We start from the raw sequence: 23,516 nt of genomic DNA, 5'->3' as shown, positions 1-23,516 counted from the left end.
TTAAGATAAAAGACGTAAGACACAAGATTTAAGACGCCTAGTTTCATCTTAAACTTATGTCTCACGTCTATCATCTAACAGACTAATTTCCTTCCTTAAAATATTCATTAACCAGTATTGGTTCGCCAAATCCTAATTGTTCAAGTCGATCCATCTGTGTTTTAGCATCTCCGACTACCAGCCAGATCATTTTATCAGGATTGGCATAGGTTCGGGCCAGCTCCTGAATGCGCTCTTGCGTCATGTTTTTAACCACTTCTTCCCGCTGTTTGATGTAATCAGGTGACCATCCATAGGCACTGATATTCTCCAACATGTTCAGCTTGGCACCTAAAGTCTCAAAACGGCGGGCATTACTTTTCAGTAAAAAACTTTGGGTGTTTTCAAGGTCTTCTTCGGTGAAGGTGCCGGGATATTGTTCGAGGATTTCTTTTACCAACGCAGCTGACTCGTAGGTTACATTGGTTCGAACTCCGCTCGAAATCACAAAAGGACCTGCAATATCAGAACCGGAAAAGCCGGAACCGATACCATAGGTATATCCTTTGCCTTCCCGAAGTTCCTGGGTGAAGCGTGATGCAAATCCACCGCCACCCAGCTTGTAGTTCATCACTTCAGCAGGGTAGAAGTCGGGGTGAGTCTCAGGCATAGCGAGGTAACCGAACCTGAGAACCGATTGTTTGGCATCGGGTACATCATAGAAATACACTTTAGAAGCTGAAGGTTGCTCCGGGGTCTCAAATTCCGGAAGTGTTACTTCTTTGGCTGCCCAGCGGTCACTCAGGCTTTCAAGGGAAGCAACAACTTGCCCCTGGTCGATCGCTCCTACCACGTGCATATCAGCTACCGAAGGAGATATATAGTTCATGTAATAAGACTTCAGGTCATCCAGTGTTATAGCCTCGATACTTGTTGTGGTACCGATCGGGTTGAAGGATAAAATGTGATCTTCACCATAAAGCAGCTTGTTAAAGGTATTTGTAGCAATACTGTTTGGATTGGCACTTTGTTGGGCGATCTGACTCATTATACTTTGTTTGGCCAGCTCAAATTCACGATCGTCCCAGCGGGGTTCCAACAACATTTCTTCTACCAGGGCCATGGTTTCATCATAATAACGAGCCAGTGAATTCCCCCTGATGGTTATAGCCTGCCGGCCGGAAAATATGTTAATGCTGGCACCCAGCTCATCGATAGCCTGTTCCAGCTCTTCCGGTGTTTTATTGGCTGTGCCTTTTGTCAGAAGCTCGGCAACCAAATTGGCCACGCCTGTTTTATCCGGATTTTCCAGCATTAATCCTCCTTTGACAGAGATCTCAAATTCAACCAAAGGCAGTTCATAATTCTCGATGCCATATACATCCAGTCCATTTGCAAGTTCTGTTTCCCATACTTCCGGCACTTTCAAATCAGGATTTTCACCATAGGGTGGCTCCACAGATCGGTCGAAACCGGATGGTGTTTTTTCATAGGTGGTTTCTTCGGGCAGGGTAAAACGCTCACCCTCTCCATTCTGAACAATCTCTTCTTCCACAACTTCAGCCAATTCAGAACCTTCAAGAGCCAGATCAGAACCTCCCCGGGGCACGAAGCTGGTGGCTACAAAAGATTGGCCCTTGATATATTTCTGATATACCCGCATTACATCTTCTTTGGTGACGGCGAGTGTTTTCTGAATGTCTTTATTTATGTAACCGGGATCACCGGCAAAGATATTATACTGGGCCAGCTGAAAGGCTTTCCCTAACACGCTGGAAAGTCCGTTATAGAAATCCGTTTCAATACCTGCTTTAATACGGTCAAGATCAGCCTGAGAAAATCCTTCTTCCTCAAATCTCATAAAAGCTTCATTCACGGCTCCGGCAACATCGTCCAGGTCAGTGTTTGGATACGCACGGGTGATGAAGGCAATCTCCCCGGCAAGTTCTGAGTTCCCGCTGTTCATGTACACATTGGAAGTCAGTTCCTGCTCTTCAACTAACACTTTGTAAAGAGGCGCGTTCTTTCCGTCAGCAAGAAGTTCAGTCAGGATATCGAGTGCGTAAGCATCCTCGTGATATAGATCCACGCCGGGCCATACGAGTCGCAATTCCGGCAGACGGGCAAAATTATCCTCGTAATACTTCTTCCTGGTTTTATCCAGATTGGCCGGCATATCGGGTAAAGGTTCGATCTCTTCGCCACGGGGGATCTCATCAAAATACTTATGAATCCAGGCTTTGGCTTGTTCCGAATCAAAATCTCCGGCTAGGACAAGAGTGGCGTTGTTGGGAACATACCAGCGGTTATAGAAATCTTTCACATCCTGCAGCGTAGCGTTCTGGAGATCTTCCAACGAACCTATTACCTGCCAGTTGTAGGGATGTTCGGCCGGATACATATTCTTGCCTACCACGTAATTTGCATGACCGTAAGGGGCATTGTCCACGCCCTGCCGTTTTTCATTTTTTACCACCTGTTTTTCTTTGGCCAGTACGGCTTCAGTCACGGTGTTGATGAAGTAGCCAAGTTTATCGGCTTCTGCCCAAATCATTTTCTCCAGGGCATCTTTAGGTACCGTCTGGTAATAATTAGTGCGGTCGCGACTGGTAGAACCGTTTGCCCCAGACCCGCCAATACGGCTGCTCATTTTATCCAATCCGCCTTTGCCTAAGTTCTCAGATTCCAGGAATAGCAAATGTTCAAAGAGGTGGGCAAAACCGGTACGACCTTCAATTTCACGGGCAGACCCAACATGGAAAGTCAAAGCCACGGCGACAACCGGGTCTGAATGGTCTTTATGAAAAATGACTTCCAAGCCGTTATCCAGAGTGAATTTCTCGTAATCAACGGAAAATTCGGTTTGTTTCTGAACACAAGAGGCGGTTATAAAGGAAGAAATGAGAAGGGCAGAGAAAAGGTAAAATATGCGTGGTTTCATAGCAGGATTAAATTAGGTTAGGTCGGAATATACGCGGTGGAGAAATACGCTGCTTTATAAATTCTTGTTGCGGATGGATTTGTTAAAATTGGTGAATGCACTGAGGTTACAAGCTTCTGCAACGTGAAGGCTGAACTATTTATCACCTTTGATCTTAGTCCGCATCATTGTCATCCTGAGTGCGTTGTAAATTACGAAGGCGGGGATAGCTTACACGAAGGATCTCATATTATGAACTGACTACCACGTCTGAGGTTGAGATCCTTCGCGATAACCAACAAGGCCTTGATGAAATCTCTTCGCTCAGGATGACAATAGTGGGAGAACCTGTAAGCTGTAATCATTCCACAGGCACCAACCGCATGGTTTGGATGTCCGTCTCTTCAAAGAGAGTAGAATCCTGGTACAGCCAGCGATACTGTCCATCCAGCCACATATCGGTCTGGTCGCCGTAATGGTCGGATAATGGGTTGCCTGACTGCCCGGTAGGGAGGATGCTTTTGCTTTTGCTCATATCCGATAAATCAGAAATACGCCGAATGGATGGGCCGAGAATCATCTCAAAGGCATTATTCCATCGATATTGCCCGTTGTTCACGCTCATGCCATGACTCGGAACTTTGTAGGGCCCTTTACTGAGTACATTATCAACGATCAGTTTTAGAGCATTCGGGGCCTCAGGATCTTCAGCTGCCCGCGATAAAAGAGGCGGTTCCAGCATCAATGTGTGGAGCTGTTCCCATCGCCATTCAAATGGTTCACTTCCCAGTGAGTCGCTCAGAAACAGGATGGCATCCTGCATGCTTTTCACAACCATATCTTCCTTTGTCTCCACTGCTTCGGTTGAAACATCATCGAAAAAAGAACTTTCGGTGTCGATGAGAGAAGTCATGGTACGAACCGGAATATTTTCATGGTGTATGAAATTGGAATAGGCTACATCGCCGAAATCATCTTTAAGGGTATTTTCGGTGAAGTTGACAAAAAACACATCAAATATGGATGCAGCGGTAGACTTCAGGTCGTACTGATAATTCCAGTTCTCCAGGTAAGAAATGGGAAGATCGAAATTATAGGCATCCTGGTTTTTGATGACCTCCAGAATCTTGGGAGTCAGTTTTGCAGCAAATGCTGAATACGAATCATTCTGCAAATCCCGAAATTGATTATAGCCAAGGGTGGAATCGGCTGTCAACACCTGCTCAATTCGTTCAATTCGTGAAGGGGGTTCCCAGAAAGTGGCTATGTAATAGGGGTAACTGTCGGTGGTGATTTTGTTGTTGGCATTGGCAATCCAGCCGTCTTCAGGGTTGATGAGTCGAGGCATTTGCTCATGAGGAATGAATCCCTGCCAGTCCTGATCCGGGTCCCAGCCTTTCCGCAGCGTGATGGGATCACCGGTACGAATAGGGAGTTTAGCCACCGAATACATGGCAATATTTCCTTCCACATCACCATACATCAGATTTAAGCCGGGCACACCAAAAGTCGGTAAAGCATCTTTGAAGCCCTGAAAATCTTCAGCCCAGTTGATTTGGTACAGCGTTCGCATTTCGTTACTCATTTCGTAACCGGTCCACTGCATGGTTATTACTTTGTCTTCGGTGAGTTCCTGAACCGGGTAGATATCAGAGATAACAGGCCCGTGTTTGGTATATCGAATTTCAATAGACCGGTCATCTCCGTCTTTTACTTTGATGATCTCCCTGATTTTATCAAAAGAGCGATAGGAGGCAGTGGTGTCGTTCAGAGAATCGGCAACATACCGGCCGCGATCCCGGGGATCGATTTGTTCGAGAAAAAAGTCGGTATCGTCACTCATAATACTGGTAAAAGACCAGGCCATTTGATCATTCTGCCCGATGATAACGGCCGGAACTCCGGCCAGTGTAGCACCTGATACGTTCTTGCCGTTCAGGTTCAGGTGCACTTCATACCACTTGCCCGGCATATCCAGGCCAAGGTGAGGGTCACCGGCCAACAAGGGGTAGCCGGTCTCTGATTTGGAACCATCAATAACCCAGGCATTGCTTCCAACATGAGTGCCTTCCATCTCGAGGAGTTCCCTTTTTTTGATTTCCTGCTGAAGCATAGGCATCAGGGCTGTACTATAACCCATTGATTCGGCATCATCCAGAGAAGTAGGAGCCGAATCCGGAAAGCGCAGTTGAAGCTGTTCAAACTGTTGGGGCGGAAGTTTATCCCGGAGATATCCGTAGGTGACTTCACTCCACCAGCCCATATTTAATTCCCATCCCATAAGCCGGCTAACGGCCAAAGAGCGGGCGGGGGTCCAGTCGAGAGGCTGTATTCCGGTAAGAGCAAACTCAACCGGTAAGCGATTGGCATTGTTATCCACAAAAGCGTTCACGCCATGTGAGTAGGCATTCAGTACTTTTCGTTCTTCCTGTGCAAGCGTATCTACAAGCTGTTGTGCTATCTTCCAAAACCCAAGCGTTCGCTGATATTTATCCAGGTTAATCAGCTCCTCATCATCCCCAAAAAATTCTGCGAAACGACCTTCGGCAGCAATTTGAGTGAGCGTCATTTGCCACAAGCGATCCTGTGCATGAATGTATCCCAAAGCATAATACAGGTCGTCTTCGTTGCCGGCGTAAATATGCGGAACACCGTAAGCATCCCAATGAATCCGGACCTCCTCAGAAATTCCGGCAAGTGAAATGGTTTCCTCATAATCCGGAAGTGGTTTATAGAACGTCCAATAAAAAGCCAGTCCGGCAAATCCCACTATCAGGATGACAAAAAAGATCAACAGCTTTAAAAACGTGTTCATGGAATAAAAATAGGTTTAAATGAATGACGGAAATTAAACAATCTGCAGGGGATATAAATCTGTAATTTTTTTGGGTGATTCATAAGCGAAGGGCTGAACCCCTTCGCTTGTTTACTGGAAGAGAGGGTGGCCGATGGAAAGATGGTGGTTGGGGTGGGTTGTGTTCCGGTACGCAAGCGAGTCGTTCACGGCATCGCGGTTGATTGGTAAAGTAAGGAAGGGCTGAACCCCTTTGCTTGTGTACCGGAAGAGAGTGTTGCCAATGGTAAGATGTTCGTTGAGGGTTAGGTGTGTTCCGGTAAGCAAGCGAGTCGTTTACGGTATCGCTTCTATTTGAATGATTCTCCCATAACATGTATTTAGGGGGTGAATCCAAATCAAGAAACTCATATGGAAGTAAATTCACACCGGATCACCAGGGAACAGATTGTACAGCAGCTGGAAGGCGGACAAGCTTTTTTGAAGATTGAAGATTTGCTGGAGGAGGTTGCATTTGAAGACCTGGGGAAACGTCCGGCCGGATTGCCATATTCTTTTTATGAGCAATTTTTTCATATCCGGGTTGCTCAGTTTGATATCCTGGATTATTGCCGAAACAAATATTACGAATCCAAGAAATGGCCCGATGAATATTGGCCGCTGGATAAGGAACCTGAAACTGAAGAAGAGTGGGATCAGCTTAAGGATTCTTTTTTTCGGGAAAGAGATGAAATGATGAACCTGATTTTGGATGAATCCAACGGTTTAAATGCACCGGTTGCCGGCGGACCAGATCATTCGTTCCTGCGAGAGGCACTTTTGGTGCTGCAACACAACGCTTATCATACAGGACAGCTTGCCATCATCTTCCGATTGTTAAGTTAATGTGCGTATGTGTGAAAGTGTTTACGTTTTTGGCCCTGGGATTCAGGAATGTGCCAAAAACGAAAACACGTCAACACTTTAACACACAACATTACTCCGAGAACATCTCATTCAACTGCTCCTGAACCCGGATGAAGGTTGTGCGTTTTGTTAGCTCCTTTAGTTTTTTAGCGCCAACATAGGTACAGGTAGATCGTACACCGCCAAGGATATCCTGAACGGTGTCTTCCACCGGCCCGCGATAGGGCACTTTTACCGTTTTACCTTCGGAAGCCCGGTACTCAGCTACACCACCGGAGTATTTTTCCATGGCTGTTTCTGAACTCATCCCATAAAAGGTTTTGAATTTCTCACCATCTTCCTCAACCAGTTCACCACCGCTTTCCTTGTGGCCGGAAAACATCCCGCCGAGCATCACAAAGTCGGCACCGCCCCCAAAAGCTTTAGCTACATCGCCGGGGGATTTACAGCCGCCATCGGAAATAATTTGTCCGCCTAATCCATGCGCCGCATCCGCACATTCGATGATGGCTGAAAGCTGGGGAAACCCAACTCCGGTTTTGAGTCGTGTAGTACAAACCGATCCGGGACCAATACCCACTTTGATGATATCAGCACCAGCTAAAAGCAATTCCTCCACCATTTCCCCGGTAACCACATTTCCTGCAATAATTACCTTATCGGGATATTTCTCCCTTACCTTCTTTACAAACTTCACGAAGTGTTCGGAGTATCCGTTGGCCACATCAATGCAGATAAAACGAAGCTGGCGAAACCGGTTCATCAGCTCATCCAGTTTTTCCATATCCGCTGATCCGGTTCCGGTACTCACAGCTATATGCTCGGTGATAGACTCATCCGCTGCATCTAAAAAAGCCTTCCATTCGTCGATGGAATAATGTTTATGAATAGCGGTGAACATTTTATGCTCTGCCAGTGCAGTGGCCATTTCGAAGGTGCCGGTAGTATCCATGTTGGCAGCCATTACGGGGATGCCCGTCCAGCCTTTGTCGGCATGCAGGAATTTAAAAGTCCGTTCCAGCGATACATCCGCTCGCGATTTGAGTGTGGAGCGTTTGGGGCGGATCATCACGTTTTTAAAACCGAGCTTAATATCTAATTCAATGCGCATAGATGAAATGTTAATTCAGTAATTATAAATTTTGTCATCTCCAATGTGCAAAAAATAAGACCAAATTTGAATACGGTATTTGGTGTTTTTATATGATAGTTTCCACACAATTGAATGAGAAGATATAGTATATGCCCCGATATAAACTAACAATAGAATACGACGGCACCGATTTTTCCGGCTGGCAGATTCAACCTAATGCGCCCACTGTTGAACAGACGATTGAGGATGCACTTTCAACAATCCTTCAAACCGATATTGATTTAATAGGGCAGGGCAGAACGGATGCAGGCGTTCATGCCACCGGACAAACAGCGCATGTAGATCTGCCTGAAGACGTTGATGCTGATGATCTGATTTATAAAGCAAACAAGCTGATTGGGAAAGAAATTCAAATCATAGCTATTGATGAAGTAGCTGATGACTTCCATGCCCGGTTTGATGCCACCGGCCGGCAGTACGAATACACCATCACAAAAAGATGGATGCCGCTTAAAGAGCGATATTCATGGCAGCTCAATCAACCCATCGACTATACCAAACTCGAAGAATGTGCGGCTTTATTAAAAGGGGAATTTGATTTTGCCGGGTTTTCAAAATTCAACGAGGATAACATGACCACCCTTTGTGAAATTCAGCTTTCAGAATTCGATCAGGAGGGAGAAGTGATCAAATATCACATCCGGGCCAACCGGTTTTTACGGAATATGGTACGTCGATTAATCGGAACAATGGTACGTGTAGCACAGAATAAAATGACGCCGGCTCAATTTGAAGAAGCACTGAGAAATCCCAAATCAGAAATTCCTACCTATACCGCCCCCGCGGCGGGATTGGTGCTACATAAAGTTTTCTATAAAAAGTGAAGAAAAGTGTTGAAAGTAGGCGGATAATGTCTTTATATTTGTCGCCCCTTCAACGGGGCTTTTTTATTTATTGAAGTAAATAAAGTCAAAAAGCTACACATATTCCTCGGTAGCTCAGTGGCAGAGCAGTTGACTGTTAATCAATTGGTCGCTGGTTCGAATCCAGCCCGGGGAGCTTACCAAAGCCTGATTCGCTAAAAGCGGGTCAGGCTTTTTTTTATCATTATAATAGCGTCTTCAGTAATTATTTCAATTTGAAATGATTATCTGATCTTACTAGATCAGGGCGAGTACTGTAAGGATCAATACTTATATACTTTGGCAGGCTATCAACTTGAATGGTAAATTGGTGTTTCCCACTTGTGATTGTCTGTGGCTCAAGTGATAGTGTTTGTGTGCTCAAAGCCTCAGACGGATGCGTGGTAAAATATCCTATGGTAACGGGTTCATTCATGTGTATGGGGGAATCTATGCCATTCATAGACTCAAATTTGGATGCATCAACCGTAAATGTTACTTCATATCCACCTTCCGGAAGTTTAGTATAATCCGCATCAGCAATAGAAAGGTCATAAGTAATGATCTTTTTGAACCAGTCATTGATTAGTTCTTGGTGTTGTTCGGATATCACTGAATATAATTCGGCTAAGAATTCAGGGGTGGTTACAGTGGCATCAACTTCGTGTTTGTGTCGTTCAACCAGCGTTTTCAAGACTCTATTTATTTTTTCTTGACCTATAAGATCTTTTAGCGCCATCATCGCGAGATAGCTTTTACCATATAACATATAATGTTCACCTTGTTCCAGGTAAAGAGGTTGCTCTGGAGTGGAGGCATACGAGCGGCCGGTAAAATAGGTGTGATTCGCAGACTTGCCCAACTGGAATAGGGAAGGCATTCCATAATGTTTTTCCATTACTACTCCTTCTGTGTATTTGGCAAATCCTTCCACAAAGATCTGTCCACCACTTACACTTTGCGTGCTAAGCTGATGTCCCCACCATTGGTGTGCCACTTCGTGAATTGTTCGTTTGGCAACCAGGTTAAAAGCTTTCGCATCACGCTCATCCACTAAATAGAGATTGTCTTCTACCATGCTGATCGTTCCTGCAGCCGCGAAACCTCCGAAACCCCAGAAAGACGGGAGCTCTGCAATGCGAAGATGATCGAGTGGATAGGGTCCGAACTCGTTCTGCATATAATCCAGCGTTTGCTTCATACTGTTCATGATGGTTGTATTGTTGAAACCATGCCCGGTATGGTAGTAATGTTCAAGACTGATACCCTTAAAACTTTCCTGAACCATTTCATAATTGGCAGAGTGATAGGTGATGATAGGCGCAACAGGGTAAGGCGTTTTGAAATGGTAATAGTTTCTGTCCTTCTCGGTCCATGCTGCATGGAGATTTCCGACTGAGATTCCTATTTGGCTGTCAGGAACAGAAAGTATTGTTTCAAAATCGATGCGGCCAAAACCGGATTCCATCAATTCAAAATCGGCATCCGATGGTTTTTCGATAGTACGCTTCGGTAGTCCACGTTTTCTACGTTCGTTGTTGTCTTGAATTTCAAGACTTTCAGAGTACCCGAGATAAGGGCTGAAATCACGCAAATGGATATAACTTCCATTTTCGACGATATCATTACCTGAAAACAAGCCTTTGCCCTCATTAGTAGCTGAAAATGTCAGATCAACAGATTGTCCGGGTAATACAGGCGTATCGAATTTGAATTCGTAGATCCCAAGAGTAGAATCAATCCTAACTATAATTGAACGCTCGAGTTGTATGTTGGTGATCGGTTTCTTTTCAATAATCAGAGCGCGGTTTACAGTTGTTTTGCTCTTATTTTCCAAAGTAAATGTGGCTTCCACATCATACCTGTTTTCATTGGGATAAAGAGCTAAATCTGTTTTGATAGCTATCGGGTACAACCACTCTTCCTGATCAAAATGCTTGTACTGTTTTTCATAATCTGCCCAGCGGTCCAGCGTTTCCTCAGTAGAGACATATTCAGATTCGATGTTTGTCTTGTAATAGATCATACCTGAGGTAGTGAAGAAGGCCAAACCCAAAACGATCACTACCGTTAGATGATAGGTTGACCATCCTTTGAATACTCGCTTAACATAAGTAAAGAAACCATCAGAGATGCCTCTGCGCCGTAGATGTTGGCCAATCAATGAAAGGATCAATCCCAAAATAAGCCAATGTGTGGATAGCAGATAAAAACCAAAAGTATTGTTACTTACACCGGCCATGTCAGAAAAGGTTACCGGTGGCATAGCACCAATTCTCAAAAGAGGATGTTCTATCCCGAGATTTCCTGCCAGAGACGTTCCAAATACGGCAACTATCAATCCTGTGAGTCCCATCCCTACGTATTTGCCTGGTGACAGCCCCTGTATAAACAAAGCAACCAGCAGGTAAAAAATGAGCGGTGTACCCTGATAATAATATAGGGATAGGTATCTGCTAACATCTATCTCCGGGTGATCCATTATTAACTGAAAAGCAATTGCAATCAGGATCTCCAGGGTTATCAAAAGCAGCGGGATACACATCAATACCGAGACTTTTGACCAGAAGAAGGAGGCATTGGATGTGGGAGTAGCGTCGAGTATCAAATGCATGTTCTCAGTGCGTTCTTTCCAGCCCCATTCGCCACTGAAAAAGATGATCAATAAAACCCCAAAAATAAAAATAGCAGTCGTGTTGAGTTCTGCAAGAATAGACGTTACCGGATATAAGCTTTCAGAATAGCTGCCACCTTCTACGAGTGTTGAATAAAATTCGGAGCTCATGATTAGTATCATCAATACGTTAATAACCTGAAAAGGAAGACTCTTGAATAATTGCTTAATTCCGATTTTACTCTGAGATATAAAACTTTGCCAAAAAGCCTTCTCGCCGGTTTGTACCGTTACAATAAATGCCAGATAGGGCGTTTCTGTTTGATTTCCCTCATTCAAAGATTCATTGGTTAATGTAGATTTTTGATTTTTCCTTTGAAGATCCCTGAAAGAGAACACTTGATAAGCTCCACCTAAAATAGCTACCGTGATTGAGATCCAAAGCAATCGGTTGAGAAGAAAGTTTCCACTTAGAGATACCAATACTTCATTCTTCTGCAGTGGGGTCAGGTATTGACTTTGCTCCATGAAGGCCGATATGCCAAACGGATCTGCCAGCGCCGCAAGCATCATGTTGTCTGTGTGCGTAGGGGTTGAGTCAGCAAGTATCGGGGAATTGAAGTAAAACGAGGAGACAAAGTAAAAGACATATATCAGAACAGCAGAGGCATAGATCGACATTCTGCTCTTAGTGAGAAGTCCTACAGAAAAGATAAATCCGGTACAGATTAAAACATTAGGTAATACAAATACCAGCCAGTTCCAGAAATAGGGGAAGGGTGTAAAGGGAGCCAATCTTTCAGGGTCCATATCAACGATCAGAGTGCCGGTCATCATACCCGGCAGTAACATGCTTACTGATAAGAGACTGAAGAAAAACACGCCACCAAACCGACTCAGAAAAAAATGATGTTTTTGAATTCCGGTACTAAACATAATTTCTTGCATGCGATAGGTGGAATCGCGCAAGATCCCATTAATAGCAAAGAACATGATGGCAAAGACTGACCCAAGAGTAAAAACAGATGTGTAATAGCTGATCTGGTATGGTGCATTGAAGTTGATCATATCCGGTGCAAATCCTTGTCCACCAATCTGAAAGCCGGTGAGAAAGAACAGAATCATGGCAACAGGAAGAGCCCAAAACTTTCGCTGATATATGATCTCGAATTTGAGTAAGGATGCAATCATCATAGCCCCACCGTTTGTGGTTCGGAGTTCGAAACTATGGAGAAATAATAATCTTCAAGGGTAGGTGTGACGGGGTCAAAGTCAGTGCCGGGGGAACTGTCCGTTTTTACATGAATTTGGGTTTTTCCTGCGGTAAGTCGGGTTGAGATCACTTCATGATCTTTACGGTATTGCAATAGATCATCAGCTGAGATAGTTTTTCGCCAGATTTTTCCTTCCAATGTTTCCACCAGTGCTGCCGGACTTCCATGAACAACTAATTGTCCGCGATCCAAAACTGCCATATTAGAGCACAGATTGTAAATGTCAGCGACAATGTGGGTCGACAGGATTACAATAATATTCTCCCCAATCCTGCTAAGCAGGTTCAGGAAACGATGACGTTCTTCGGGATCTAATCCCGCAGTGGGTTCATCTACTATAATAATTTGAGGATCACCAAGCAGTGCCTGTGCAATTCCAAAACGCTGACGCATACCCCCTGAATAAGTATCTACATATTTCTTTCGGTGCTCCCATAAATTGGTTTGATGCAGCAGGTTTTCAATTTGACGGCTGCGCTTTTCTTTGTCCAGTAATCCCTTCATTACACCGATATGGTGGAGTAATTCAATGGCCGATGACTTAGGGTAAACACCAAATTCCTGAGGGAGGTAGCCCAACACCTTACGAACTATATCCGGGTTATCGTGGATGTCTTCTCCATTAAAAAATATTGTGCCTGATGATGGAGATTGGAGGGTGGCGATGGTTCGCATGAGCGATGATTTACCGGCTCCATTTGCTCCTAAAAGTCCAAACATGCCATTATTAATAGTCAGTGAAACATCGTTCAGAGCTGTTGTACCATTGGGATATGTTTTGGATAGATGTTTGATTTCGAGAAGGTTCATAAAAATCTGCTATGTGGTTATAGGATATATAAATCTTATTGATTCGAGGATTGACAAGTATTCTAATCGAACTTAATGGACCTGATATATAGGGCTACAGTACTTCGGGATAATTCAAATAATGTTTCTTTCATCTTCAGAAATATTCTTAGGTATCAGATCTGATTAGCGTCATTTGCAATAACGGGTAATAAATAGTGATCAAAAGATGTCAGTTCATGAGTCTAATAAGGCGATCAAATCGAGAATTGAGGTTATTTGCAATCTCAGTAGTATGAATTCCAAACATTGTTCCACAATTGTAGATTGATAGTGTACATGTTGAGGTATCGCCGAAGAGATTTATTATTCCATCTCATTTTTAAGTTCATTGGCAGTTTCTGAATCCGGGTCGATCTTTAAACTTTCTGACAAGTACCTTTTTGCTTTTTTTATATCACCATTCTTGTAATGGTTCCTTGCCAACTCCTCCAGGATTTGGGGATTGTTTGGTATCAATTTTGAAGCGATTTCAAGCAATTGAATCCCTTTGTTTTGGACTTCTTCCCCCATGTAGCCACGGCTGCCATAAATACTTAGTTCAGAGAGTAACCGTTGGTCTAAGAGTGAATCAGAATCATGCGACTTAACGAAATTATGAACATCGATTCTGTTACCCTGAACTACATGTTGCACAATACCAACGGTGAAACTGACTTGATCCCAAGGTCGTTTTGGAGGTGTTTTGCCCATTAATTCCACCATTTTTTCTGCAACTGAATAGGTGGAAAGAGGATTTTGACCTGTAACCAGACGTTCATCTACTACAGACTGATCAAAAAGAGGCGGCGCTTCCTGAAACTTTGCACCTGAATGGGTCAATTCATCTTGTAACATAAATGGATAAAATTCCGCAGCCTTCGAAAACAACTGCTCTTCCATATTCGTAAATGAGCTGATGTATTTACCTTCGATTAAGCGATCCCCGTTGGATAGCCTGACGTTTAAAAGCGCAGCTGGTCCATGACAAATGGCACCAACCACTCCGCCTTGTTCATAAATAGAAGCTGTGAGTGTCGCAAGCTCGCTACTGACAGGGAAATCCCATAGTGTTTTACCTCCTGCGAAGTAAATGGCATCGTAGCCACTGGCATTAACCTGGTCAGGAGAGAGGGTATTCTTTAGCTGGTCCATTATTTCAGGGTTATTAATGAATGCTTTATCGAGGTCACTGAACTTTTCTTCAGGTTCATACTGGGTTTTTCCACCATTCGGACTCATGAAGTCCACCGTCAATCCACTTTTGATGAATACATCGTAGGCTTGAGTTACTTCTGAAAGGGTGTATCCGCCGGCTATGGTAGAATCTTTTCCATCGATCGTTACCTGAACCTCTGTATTATTGGTTACTACGATTAAGACCTGGTCCTGAGCTACGAGTGGAGAACTGTATAGAAGTGAAGTGATAAATAAGATGAATGGGATTAAGTGCGTTCTCATGAAATTTTCTGGTTGATTTAAGATTTCAATCGAAATATGAGAACAGTAAATGCTTACATCGTCCGAATGTATAGATTCGAACTCATGCCCATTCATTCCACTTTAAATCTTTCCCGGTCAATTTCCGTTATTGGCTAGTTAATACCTGATTACCTATTATAATCCCCCTTGTAATCTCTAATGGTGTGTCTAAAGTTCTAATGACTGACAAATCGGTTGCAATATTACCCTTTATCAATTTAAGTCCGGATAAGGACAATGAATATTTCAGTGATGGAATTACGGAGGAAATTATCCTGGCTTTGTCCAAAACGAAGGGATTAAAGGTTATAGCAAGGACATCAAGTTTTATGTTTAAAGGCAAGCATTTAGATGTCCGGGCGATAGGTAAGCAACTTGGAGTAGCCACCATTCTGGAGGGAAGTGTCAGAAAATCTGGAAAGGATGTGAGGATATCGGTTCGGTTGGTGCGTTCGAGTGACGGATTTCAGATGTGGAGTATGAAATTCGATCGCCAGCTTGAGGATATCTTTAAGCTTCAGGATGAGATCAGTTTACTGGTGGCAGATAAAATCAGGGAGAATTTTGGACACATTGAATTGCAACCGTCACTGGTTTCTGCCGATTCCAGTAATTTTGATGCCTATGACTATTATCTGAAAGGTCGGTATGAACAACTAAAATGGACAAACGATGCTTTACTAAGAGCCATAGAGCACTATCGAAAGGCCATTCAGTTAGACCCGGAATTATTCAGGGCCTATTATGGGATTGTACTCTGTTATACCTATATGCTTTTTTGGAGCTCGGGAGAAGAAGCCAGATCTGAAGTCTATAAGTACCTTGAAAAAGCCGTGCAAGTGAACAGTGACTCTTTAGATTATCATTTAGCTAAGGCGTCAACAGATATGATGATTGAATGGGACCACAGGAGCGCAATTGATCATTTCAAAAACTCTCTTAAGCTGAACCCGAATAATGCCGAAGCCATAGAGGCAATTGCAGGCATGTATATCATGGTGGGGCAATTTGATGAAGCCATGATCCATATTGAGCGTGCTCTGGAGATCAATCCTCTTTCTGTTAATCATACTTTTATGAAGGGAAACATCTTATACTTTTCCGGAGATTTTGAGAAAGCCATTCAACAAATGAATAAGGTGTTGAGGCAAGATCCTAAATGGATATTTGCTGTACAGTTAAAAGCTGCCGCATTGATTTTGACAGATAACAAGCCCGAGCTTGAGGAGATACTGGAAGAGTATAGCGAGTTACCTTTTATGAATTACTATACCACTCTTTATCGGCTGTACCACCATCAACCCATTTCAGATTATGAGCAGCCATTCCTGGCTGATGAGAACATTCATCCCTGGCGGTTATATTTTCTAACGCTGGAAGAAAATTATGATGAGGCTTTTGAAATGTTGGAGGAGGGGCTGAATCAAAAGCATGGAAAATATATCTGCTTTAACTACGATCCCTTTTTAACAAAACTGAGGTCCCGGGAAGAGTATAAAAATCTTAAGGAGTTCCTTCCCCAAGAATTCCCATTATTAAGTGAGGTCTATGAAGACTCATCTGATACAAGACCCTTAATTACAGATGAGAAAGAACATGAGAAACTCATCCAAGCCCTGGATAAAAGCATGGAGGTGGACCAATTATATCTTGATCCAACTCTTTCTCTTACCAATCTGGCGGATCATCTGAATACCAGTTCCAATAAACTTTCCTGGTTAATCAATCAGGATAAAAGAGCGAATTTTAATCATTTCATCAACTCTTACCGGCTGGAACATTTTAAAAAGATCGCTGTGCTACCAGAGAACCAAAACCTGACTTTACTGGGCATTGCCTTTGAATGTGGTTTCAATTCAAAAACCACCTTTAATGATTACTTTAAAAAAAGCACCGGCCTGACTCCTCTTCGTTGGCTGAAAGAACAGCAGTAACTACTTATTCGGGGACTCTGAGTAAGGTTAGGCGGATTATTCTTCCCTTATTCACTAATTAAAGCAATGGTGTCTGAATTTAACACCTGATCCTGAAGTTCGGATGTATAAAAAAGTTCGAATAGGTATATCCGAACGATTCGTGGAAGTTATCGTCCCATCTTATCACCGTAGATAACAGAAATTAACTCTCTATGTATGTACGGTCCCGATAAAGACACTTTATTTCCTTTAGCACACCATAAGAAGCTGTGTTTTTTGAAGAATCTTATAGACCATCCTGGTATTGAAGTAGGCGAATATACCTATTACGATGACCTGGAAGATGTTCAGAACTTCATGCGGAACGTGAAATATCATTTCGATTTCACCGGCGATAAACTGAAGATCGGTAAATTTTGCATGATCGCCTCGGGAGTATCATTCATCATGAATGGGGCCAATCATCTGACAGATGCTATTTCAACGTACCCGTTTGCCATTTTCAGTAATGGGTGGGAGGATGCTATGGAGAACAAAGTCTATCCATATAAAGGGGATACCGTTATCGGTAATGATGTCTGGATTGGTCATAACGCTACTATTACTGCAGGTATTAACATTGGAGATGGAGCGATCATTGCTACTAATGCTACCGTAGTGAATGATGTGGAACCCTACAGCATAGTAGGTGGAAATCCGTCGCAATTAATCAAATATAGATTCCCCAAGGAAAAAATCGATGAATTGCTAAAGCTGAGATGGTGGGATTGGGAAATATCGAAGATCACACAAAATCTAACCTTACTAACGGGCAACGATCTTACGAAGATCTCTTCGATTTCTGAATAAACGGTCATTGCTTACGAATCCTAAAATAAGAGGAAAACTATGAAATCAATTATATATGACAGCTACGGAAGCCCGGATGTTCTGAAGTTGATCAAGACCAGCAGCCCTGAACCTTCTGGAAATGAACTATTAATAAAAGTCATAAGCAGTTCCGTTACGGCTGCAGACTGGCACCTGAGAAAAGCGGACCCTGTGATAGTTCGTTTTATGAATGGACTATTCACCCCAAAAAAGAAGGTTTTAGGGCAGGAATTTTATGGGGAGGTCATTGAAACAGGAGTGAGTGTAACACGATTTAAGCCGGGCGATAAAATTTTTGGAAGTACGGGAATGAAGACCGGAGCTCACTCCGAATATATCGTATTGAGTGAAGATGGTGTGATCTCCATGGCTGACAGGGATATCGAAAATGAATCATTGGCAGCCATTCCAACTGGGGCGATGACCGCATTGTTCTTTCTGAAACAAGGGGGACTCAAAAGCGGAGATCGGGTATTAGTAAACGGGGCATCAGGAAGCGTGGGTAGTTATGCTGTCCAGATAGCCAAAGCTTACGGTGCTACCGTTACCGGGGTATGCAGCACCCGGAATGTAAAATTAGTGCACCAGATAGGTGCAGATCAGGTTATTGATTATAAAAAAGAGAAACTCATCAACCATCCCGGCCAATATGATGTCATTTTTGATACCGTAGGAAACCTGAGCTATAGGGTTATTAAGCCATTATTAAGCTCAGAGGGTTACTTCATCTCAACTGCGTTCAATCTTGGATTGATGCAGGCAATGATGATGAGCGCATTCCGAAAAGGTCATAAGGTATATACGGGAGTCACAAAAGAATCCCAGGAACTATTGGATGAAATCAAAGACCTGCTTAAATCAAAAAAGCTGAAGGCGGTCATTGAAAAAACCTACAGCATGGAAGAAATCAAGGAGGCTCATAAACATGCAGAATCAGGTCATAAACAAGGAAATATCATATTGGATATTAAAGGAGGAACCTCTCATGTATAATGAAAAGAAAATCGGAAGAATTACCGGAGTGCTTTATTTGATCGTAATATTTTGTGCGGGTTTCGCTCAGGGTGTAGCAAGAGAATCCGTAATTATTGCCGGCGATGCGATCGCCACTGCCAATAATATTCTGGCTAATTCAGCATTATTCGAATGGGGATTGGTTACAGACCTGATCGCTTTTTCCACAGATATCGCGATTTCAGTATTGCTATACATCTTGTTGAAATCAGTGAATAAACCCCTCGCATTGACCATGGCATGTTTCCGGTTGATTGCGCATCCGGGAGTAGCAACTGCAAATCTGCTTAATCATGCAGCCGCATTAAAGGTGTTGGAAAGTGATGGTCTTGCCAGTCAATTTTCACAGGTTCAACTAAGTGAATTATCCCTGTTTTTTTTGGAAGCCCATCATCTGGGATATATTCTGGCGGGAGTAGCTTTTGGGATTCACTGTTACCTGTTGGGCTATTTGATAATAAAATCGGGGCATTTCCCAACACTTCTGGGCATCCTCATAATCGGCACCTCATTCGGTTACTTGATCGAAAGCTTTGGGTTTATTTTATATCCTGAACACAAGGTTCTTTTTGGATGGATCGTTGGTATATCCGCAGCGGTGGGTGAAGTAACCCTTTGTATGTGGTTGATGATCAAAGGGAGCAAAGCATGAACATTCCTGTGAAGATTTTTAATCGTACATCCTGGTTTGTATTTATGATATTAACGATCCTGACTTTTACAACCTACCCGGTTTTAAGTCAGACGAAGGACCGAACTTTAAAAATAAAGGTTCATTTTGAGGAAAGTGGCGATGCCCTAACGTATGCTGAGAAAACGGTGATACAACAAGTTATTAGAAGTCAGGTCAAAGAGGTTGCTACAATTCTTGAGAATATACCGGATAGTGTGATCATTAAAGTGCAAGTTACTGACCGTGATCTACAGACGGTAGATGGCGTAACCGGCTGGACCAGTGAACATGACCCTGTGGGGAAAATAGTGGTATTAATTTCAGACGTTTATCCCAGGGGAATATTGCAGGCCGTAAAAGATGGAATGAAAACTCTGATATTTCATGAATTTCATCATCTTACAAGGGGATGGAGTATTCACCAAAATGAGCATGAGGAAGGCATTGACAACGCAATCATAAATGAAGGATTGGCTGTGGTTTTTGCGGAGGAATATACAGGAGTTCGCCACGAAGTAAATGCTTACCCAAAGGAAGCCCGAGAATGGGTGGAAGAAATACTGGAACTGCCCAAAGATGCGGATTATAGTCATTGGGTTTCCGGGGAGCACCCTGACGGACGGAAATTTATAGGCTACCGCACTGGTAATTATATGGTTCGCAAAGCGATGGAGAAGTCGGGCAAAAGTATACTGGAATTAAGTGAGCTAGGTTCTATTGAGATTTTTGAATTAGCTGGGTATTGGTAATTCTCACGCTCTTACTTTATTGTCTCTCCAGTATTTTGACTATTCTGTTATTAATAATCTCTGACAAATTCCAATAGTACAGTTCAGGATCAGTCGTACTGTAAAAGGCTACAACAACTGCATCAAGGTATTTATGATAATGTGCAAAACTTTGGTATCCCGGCACCCAGCCTGCATGTTCATACTCATAAACGGAAGCATATAATTCTTCTTCTTCTTCTTCTTCCTCAAAAACAGAGCCATCATTCAATGCTCTCAGGAAAATTCCCACATCCTCTGCTGTAGCATGCATGCCATAATCGTTTGTTTTTAAATTATGGGGATATCCTACGTGATAACCACCCATTACATCCTCCATTTTTACATCAGTCACCGAGCGGTAGGTATTGTCAAGACTTAGCGGATCCAGAATTTCTTGCCGGATGAATTGAAAGTTAGGGTAACCCAGTTCATCATCCATGATCTTATTGATCAGAAGGTAGTTGGTATTGCAGTATTCGTAGTCTTCACCGGGTTCAAAATTGGCCGGCATATCAGCTATTAATGCGAGGCTTTCTTCATAGGTTTCGGTAGGTGCAGCCCAGAAATCAGGAGCATCCGTGTAATTGGGGATACCACTTCTGTGCTGTAACATTAATCGTAGGGTGATTTTGTCAGCGTTTTCGATTCTTCCCACCAATTCAGGCAGATAATCAGCGATGGTTTTATCCAAAGAAAGGCGCCTGTCATTTACCAGTTTGGTGACGGCCACAGCATCGTAGAGCTTGCTGATGCTGGCAATCTTAAATAAGGCTTGGGGTTTGGCAGGTATCTCAGCTTCACGGTCATGCCAGCCGGAAGCGAGATACTGAGGAGGGTTAGCTCCCTGATCGATATAGACGACTATTCCATCAAAACCATGGTCAATAGCTTCATCCAGCTGTTCCTGTACAGTATTTGGCAGTGGTAAGATCCAGGCCTTAACCAACAGCCAGGGCACAAAGAATAGGGAGACGATTGTTCCTGTAAAAAGGAGGAACCTGATGATGTATTTTGACTTCTTTGATTTAACTTTATTCATAGAGGAAATTTAAAATGCATAATATTTTCGATAAACTCCTCTATGAAACTAAAATCTTCTTGAGACTAAGCCGGTTCAGAATAACCTGAGTAGTCTTTTCGGGTTCTTTTTGTTGTATCCATTGCTCTCGTTCTCATGATCTCCCGTTCAATCATTTCATTCTGTTCCTGGTTTTGTACATGCTTTGAATGTTCCAAAAGCATACTTTTTCTAAGGGACGGAAATATCTTTTCTGCCCGTTGTATCATCTTATTTCCCGGAAACATGATGTCGTTCTGAGCTGCGAAAAGGGTAATGGGTGTTGTGATTTTCCCGGCTTTTTCATCATCTATGACGGGAACCGGGGAAAAGTCCATTTCAAATTCCAGAAAAACCTTAGACAGAAATTCGATAGCAAACTCATCCCGGTCAGTGAACAGCTGGGAAAGAAACTTCTCAACATACTTAACTTTTTCAGTTTTCATGTACCTCTTCATCGGGATGAACACTTTGAAAATGGCCATCAATGGGTTCCCATTTACGATATATGCCGGTGCCGATAAGTATACTTCTTTGATGTTGCTCTCATCGAATTCCAGGGTTTTAAGAATGATCAATCCCCCAAAAGAGAATCCTGCCATCGTCACGGACTCAATCTTAAGCTCAGTAATGATTTCATTCATCCATTTTCCATAGGAATCATCTTTCATACTCAGGCGGGTCTCGGCACTTTTATTGGGTTGAGCCAGAACATCCACCGCATATACTCTGAAGGTTTTATGCAGATTAGCATAGGTCTCAAGAGCAATAGGGGCACACCCGTTTGAACCATGGACAAGTATAATCGGAGTATTTTCGCTATCCCCGGTAACGATAACATTGGTCTGTCCAAAGCTGGTTTGTACCGTTAAGTACTCAAAATCGAGATTAAGGCTTTCCAGTTTTTTGTCGTAGAGCCGGAGTATTTCTTTCTTTCCTTTTTTTGATCTAAACATAGTATCAGTTATCAGTATTCCTTAGTGGATTTATGTTTTTTGGCGTATCCCATCGCTGTTACGAGGCAGCTAAACTTTAAAAATTCCACCCTAAGTAAATGTTTGGCTCAAAAAGAAAGACGTTTCCATATTTATCATCGAACTCCTTAAAACCTGCAGGAGAGTTGTTGTCAAACATCCATTGGTTGACATGAACCTGAGGTTCTATAAAAAATCGTTTTTTCTTACCGACCGTGAAATGGTAGCCTAAGTGATATGAGTTATACAATTTAAAACCATTTCTAATTTTATTACCATCCAGATCGGTATAGGTTTGAATCTGTGGCAGCACTTCAATAGACCCAAAAAGCCCTTTCCAAAGCATGTGTTGGTACGTAATACCAATTCCTGTTTCCCTTAAATATCCATCGTAATAGTCACTCCCAGACTCTATCTTATCGACAACCCCATCCCACCAGGTGATTCCCATGGGTTGAAATAATCGCCATGTAGCGAACTTCACTCCAATGATGTTCTTGTTATCCAGGTTGCGTTTTACATGAAACTCAACCATTTGAATACTTGTACGCTTGCCATAACCATAGATAATCTCATCGGGAACGATATAAGGTATACTTACCCTCCACTTATGGGTGACTTCAGTTTCTTTACCCTCCGGTGAGCTGGTTTGAGCAAAAGCGCTAAATGAGGCCAGTGTAAAAACAAAAATGAGTAGGTTTTTCATTGTTCTGAATGTTAAATAGTTAAATGAATGATTTGATGTTTGTCGATAGATTCGATCTTAAAAAATCCACTTTACCGAATCGACAGATCAATGATCGTAAGGAATAGCAGGTCAATCGTCCTGAAATGAAATGGCGGACGTATTGATGAAATTTTGGACGTTGCTGCCCTAAAGGTTACAAAAGGGACCTATCGTCTTAAGTTTTCTTTTCTATTCCTTTATTCCCATGATTTTACCTTGTTGCGAAGGTCCTTCTTCGCAATGCTGTTCCGGAAGCTCCGGCTTCTCGTGCCGGAAAGGACTTGGTTGCCTGTCATGGTTTTCCTTGTTCTTTTGTACCGACAAAAGAACCAAAAGCTCTCGGCTGCAAAAAAAGAGCTAAAGATGGCTGCATTTCGCTAAAAGAAATCAATGCTCCTTGGCCGGGCTTGCCTGTAGATCAAGTTCCATGCGCCCCGAAGGCTCGGGGTTTCTTCACGCTTCATTTCGTCATCTTCTTAACACTTTTTTTTCTAAGGCCGAATGGACTTCAATATCGATTGGAATAATTGATGGGATTAAACTGAGAGCGGAGGTGCTTGGTGATTTGATACCATAGGTTATAGTATTCGGCTTTGTCCTCAAACCAGAACTCTGTTCTCGGATGCTCAACGGTGGCTAAGCATCAAGTAGAGGCGGATTATAAAAGGTGGTAAGCTAATGAGAAATAAAAAGGGATGGCTTCCCTTGTTCGAGTTGCTGTGA

General features: G+C 42.9%; 17 protein-coding genes and 1 tRNA gene. 8 read left to right on the top strand and 10 right to left on the bottom strand.

Annotation, left to right across the window (positions count from 1 at the left end; genetic code table 11):
- Positions 1–82: 82 nt before the first annotated feature.
- The 3 genes from ABFW99_RS00710 to ABFW99_RS00700 form a co-directional block, all read right to left on the bottom strand.
- Positions 83–2,920: a M16 family metallopeptidase gene (locus ABFW99_RS00710; RefSeq protein WP_349355312.1), complete on the bottom strand. Its 2,838-nt coding sequence runs from the start codon at positions 2,918–2,920 to the stop codon at positions 83–85.
- A 340-nt stretch (positions 2,921–3,260) separates the two neighbouring features.
- On the bottom strand, positions 3,261–5,714 hold the full coding sequence (locus ABFW99_RS00705) for a penicillin acylase family protein (protein ID WP_349355311.1): 2,454 nt from the start codon (positions 5,712–5,714) through the stop codon (positions 3,261–3,263).
- Between the two features lie 111 nt (positions 5,715–5,825).
- Positions 5,826–6,020 (bottom strand): hypothetical protein, encoded by a 195-nt coding sequence (locus tag ABFW99_RS00700; protein ID WP_349355310.1) that lies wholly within the window; start codon positions 6,018–6,020, stop codon positions 5,826–5,828.
- 84 nt (positions 6,021–6,104) lie between these two features.
- Here ABFW99_RS00700 and ABFW99_RS00695 point away from each other — a divergent pair, with 84 nt between their 5' ends.
- On the top strand, positions 6,105–6,578 hold the full coding sequence (locus ABFW99_RS00695) for a DinB family protein (RefSeq protein ID WP_349355309.1): 474 nt from the start codon (positions 6,105–6,107) through the stop codon (positions 6,576–6,578).
- 91 nt (positions 6,579–6,669) lie between these two features.
- On the opposite strand, the gene ABFW99_RS00690 is transcribed toward ABFW99_RS00695, so the two are convergent.
- On the bottom strand, positions 6,670–7,710 hold the full coding sequence (locus ABFW99_RS00690; RefSeq protein ID WP_349355308.1) for a GMP reductase: 1,041 nt from the start codon (positions 7,708–7,710) through the stop codon (positions 6,670–6,672).
- 131 nt (positions 7,711–7,841) lie between these two features.
- Between ABFW99_RS00690 and truA the strand changes: the two genes are divergently transcribed.
- Positions 7,842–8,576: a tRNA pseudouridine(38-40) synthase TruA gene (gene truA / locus ABFW99_RS00685; protein WP_349355307.1), complete on the top strand. Its 735-nt coding sequence runs from the start codon at positions 7,842–7,844 to the stop codon at positions 8,574–8,576.
- Between the two features lie 103 nt (positions 8,577–8,679).
- A tRNA-Asn gene (locus tag ABFW99_RS00680) sits at positions 8,680–8,751 on the top strand.
- Between the two features lie 69 nt (positions 8,752–8,820).
- On the opposite strand, the gene ABFW99_RS00675 is transcribed toward ABFW99_RS00680, so the two are convergent.
- The 3 genes from ABFW99_RS00675 to ABFW99_RS00665 all read right to left on the bottom strand — a co-directional run bounded on the left by ABFW99_RS00675 (position 8,821) and on the right by ABFW99_RS00665 (position 14,771).
- The gene (locus tag ABFW99_RS00675) at positions 8,821–12,402 is read right to left on the bottom strand and encodes a M1 family aminopeptidase (protein WP_349355306.1); all 3,582 of its coding nucleotides are present in this window, start codon (positions 12,400–12,402) and stop codon (positions 8,821–8,823) included.
- Positions 12,399–13,292, bottom strand: a complete 894-nt coding sequence (locus ABFW99_RS00670; RefSeq protein ID WP_349355305.1) for an ABC transporter ATP-binding protein — start codon at positions 13,290–13,292, stop codon at positions 12,399–12,401. Before ABFW99_RS00670 ends, ABFW99_RS00675 begins: the two co-directional genes overlap by 4 nt.
- A 345-nt stretch (positions 13,293–13,637) precedes the next feature.
- Positions 13,638–14,771 (bottom strand): DJ-1/PfpI family protein, encoded by a 1,134-nt coding sequence (locus tag ABFW99_RS00665; RefSeq protein ID WP_349355304.1) that lies wholly within the window; start codon positions 14,769–14,771, stop codon positions 13,638–13,640.
- 200 nt (positions 14,772–14,971) lie between these two features.
- Between ABFW99_RS00665 and ABFW99_RS00660 the strand changes: the two genes are divergently transcribed.
- The 5 genes from ABFW99_RS00660 to ABFW99_RS00640 all read left to right on the top strand — a co-directional run bounded on the left by ABFW99_RS00660 (position 14,972) and on the right by ABFW99_RS00640 (position 20,014).
- Entirely contained in the window at positions 14,972–16,726 is a 1,755-nt protein-coding gene (locus ABFW99_RS00660) for a tetratricopeptide repeat protein (protein ID WP_349355303.1), read from the top strand.
- Between the two features lie 198 nt (positions 16,727–16,924).
- Positions 16,925–17,557 carry a CatB-related O-acetyltransferase gene (locus ABFW99_RS00655; protein WP_349355302.1) on the top strand — a complete coding sequence of 211 codons (633 nt, stop codon included), beginning with the start codon at positions 16,925–16,927 and terminating at the stop codon, positions 17,555–17,557.
- A gap of 39 nt (positions 17,558–17,596) precedes the next feature.
- Entirely contained in the window at positions 17,597–18,571 is a 975-nt protein-coding gene (locus ABFW99_RS00650) for an NAD(P)-dependent alcohol dehydrogenase (RefSeq protein ID WP_349355301.1), read from the top strand.
- On the top strand, positions 18,564–19,244 hold the full coding sequence (locus ABFW99_RS00645) for a DUF4386 domain-containing protein (protein ID WP_349355300.1): 681 nt from the start codon (positions 18,564–18,566) through the stop codon (positions 19,242–19,244). The genes ABFW99_RS00650 and ABFW99_RS00645 overlap by 8 nt, the downstream gene beginning before the upstream one ends.
- A gap of 8 nt (positions 19,245–19,252) precedes the next feature.
- Positions 19,253–20,014: a DUF2268 domain-containing putative Zn-dependent protease gene (locus ABFW99_RS00640; RefSeq protein ID WP_349355299.1), complete on the top strand. Its 762-nt coding sequence runs from the start codon at positions 19,253–19,255 to the stop codon at positions 20,012–20,014.
- A 16-nt stretch (positions 20,015–20,030) separates the two neighbouring features.
- On the opposite strand, the gene ABFW99_RS00635 is transcribed toward ABFW99_RS00640, so the two are convergent.
- The 3 genes from ABFW99_RS00635 to ABFW99_RS00625 form a co-directional block, all read right to left on the bottom strand.
- Positions 20,031–21,074 (bottom strand): serine hydrolase domain-containing protein, encoded by a 1,044-nt coding sequence (locus ABFW99_RS00635; RefSeq protein ID WP_349355298.1) that lies wholly within the window; start codon positions 21,072–21,074, stop codon positions 20,031–20,033.
- A gap of 65 nt (positions 21,075–21,139) precedes the next feature.
- The gene (locus tag ABFW99_RS00630) at positions 21,140–22,048 is read right to left on the bottom strand and encodes an alpha/beta hydrolase (protein ID WP_349355297.1); all 909 of its coding nucleotides are present in this window, start codon (positions 22,046–22,048) and stop codon (positions 21,140–21,142) included.
- Between the two features lie 76 nt (positions 22,049–22,124).
- The gene (locus tag ABFW99_RS00625; protein ID WP_349355296.1) at positions 22,125–22,772 is read right to left on the bottom strand and encodes a hypothetical protein; all 648 of its coding nucleotides are present in this window, start codon (positions 22,770–22,772) and stop codon (positions 22,125–22,127) included.
- Positions 22,773–23,516 lie beyond the last annotated feature (744 nt).

Source organism: Gracilimonas sp. BCB1 (assembly GCF_040117685.2).
Taxonomy (GTDB): domain Bacteria; phylum Bacteroidota; class Rhodothermia; order Balneolales; family Balneolaceae; genus Gracilimonas.
This window is presented reverse-complemented; position numbering and strand designations above follow the sequence as displayed.

Coding starts and splice junctions, on each gene's coding strand:
- ABFW99_RS00675 (WP_349355306.1), bottom strand. CDS start 12,402: ATGATGATTGCATCCTTACTCAAATTCGAGATCATATATCAGCGAAAG.
- ABFW99_RS00670 (WP_349355305.1), bottom strand. CDS start 13,292: ATGAACCTTCTCGAAATCAAACATCTATCCAAAACATATCCCAATGGT.
- ABFW99_RS00660 (WP_349355303.1), top strand. CDS start 14,972: ATGACTGACAAATCGGTTGCAATATTACCCTTTATCAATTTAAGTCCG.
- ABFW99_RS00695 (WP_349355309.1), top strand. CDS start 6,105: ATGGAAGTAAATTCACACCGGATCACCAGGGAACAGATTGTACAGCAG.
- ABFW99_RS00690 (WP_349355308.1), bottom strand. CDS start 7,710: ATGCGCATTGAATTAGATATTAAGCTCGGTTTTAAAAACGTGATGATC.
- ABFW99_RS00710 (WP_349355312.1), bottom strand. CDS start 2,920: ATGAAACCACGCATATTTTACCTTTTCTCTGCCCTTCTCATTTCTTCC.
- ABFW99_RS00630 (WP_349355297.1), bottom strand. CDS start 22,048: ATGTTTAGATCAAAAAAAGGAAAGAAAGAAATACTCCGGCTCTACGAC.
- ABFW99_RS00655 (WP_349355302.1), top strand. CDS start 16,925: ATGTACGGTCCCGATAAAGACACTTTATTTCCTTTAGCACACCATAAG.
- ABFW99_RS00645 (WP_349355300.1), top strand. CDS start 18,564: ATGTATAATGAAAAGAAAATCGGAAGAATTACCGGAGTGCTTTATTTG.
- ABFW99_RS00650 (WP_349355301.1), top strand. CDS start 17,597: ATGAAATCAATTATATATGACAGCTACGGAAGCCCGGATGTTCTGAAG.
- truA (WP_349355307.1), top strand. CDS start 7,842: ATGCCCCGATATAAACTAACAATAGAATACGACGGCACCGATTTTTCC.
- ABFW99_RS00705 (WP_349355311.1), bottom strand. CDS start 5,714: ATGAACACGTTTTTAAAGCTGTTGATCTTTTTTGTCATCCTGATAGTG.
- ABFW99_RS00665 (WP_349355304.1), bottom strand. CDS start 14,771: ATGAGAACGCACTTAATCCCATTCATCTTATTTATCACTTCACTTCTA.
- ABFW99_RS00635 (WP_349355298.1), bottom strand. CDS start 21,074: ATGAATAAAGTTAAATCAAAGAAGTCAAAATACATCATCAGGTTCCTC.
- ABFW99_RS00625 (WP_349355296.1), bottom strand. CDS start 22,772: ATGAAAAACCTACTCATTTTTGTTTTTACACTGGCCTCATTTAGCGCT.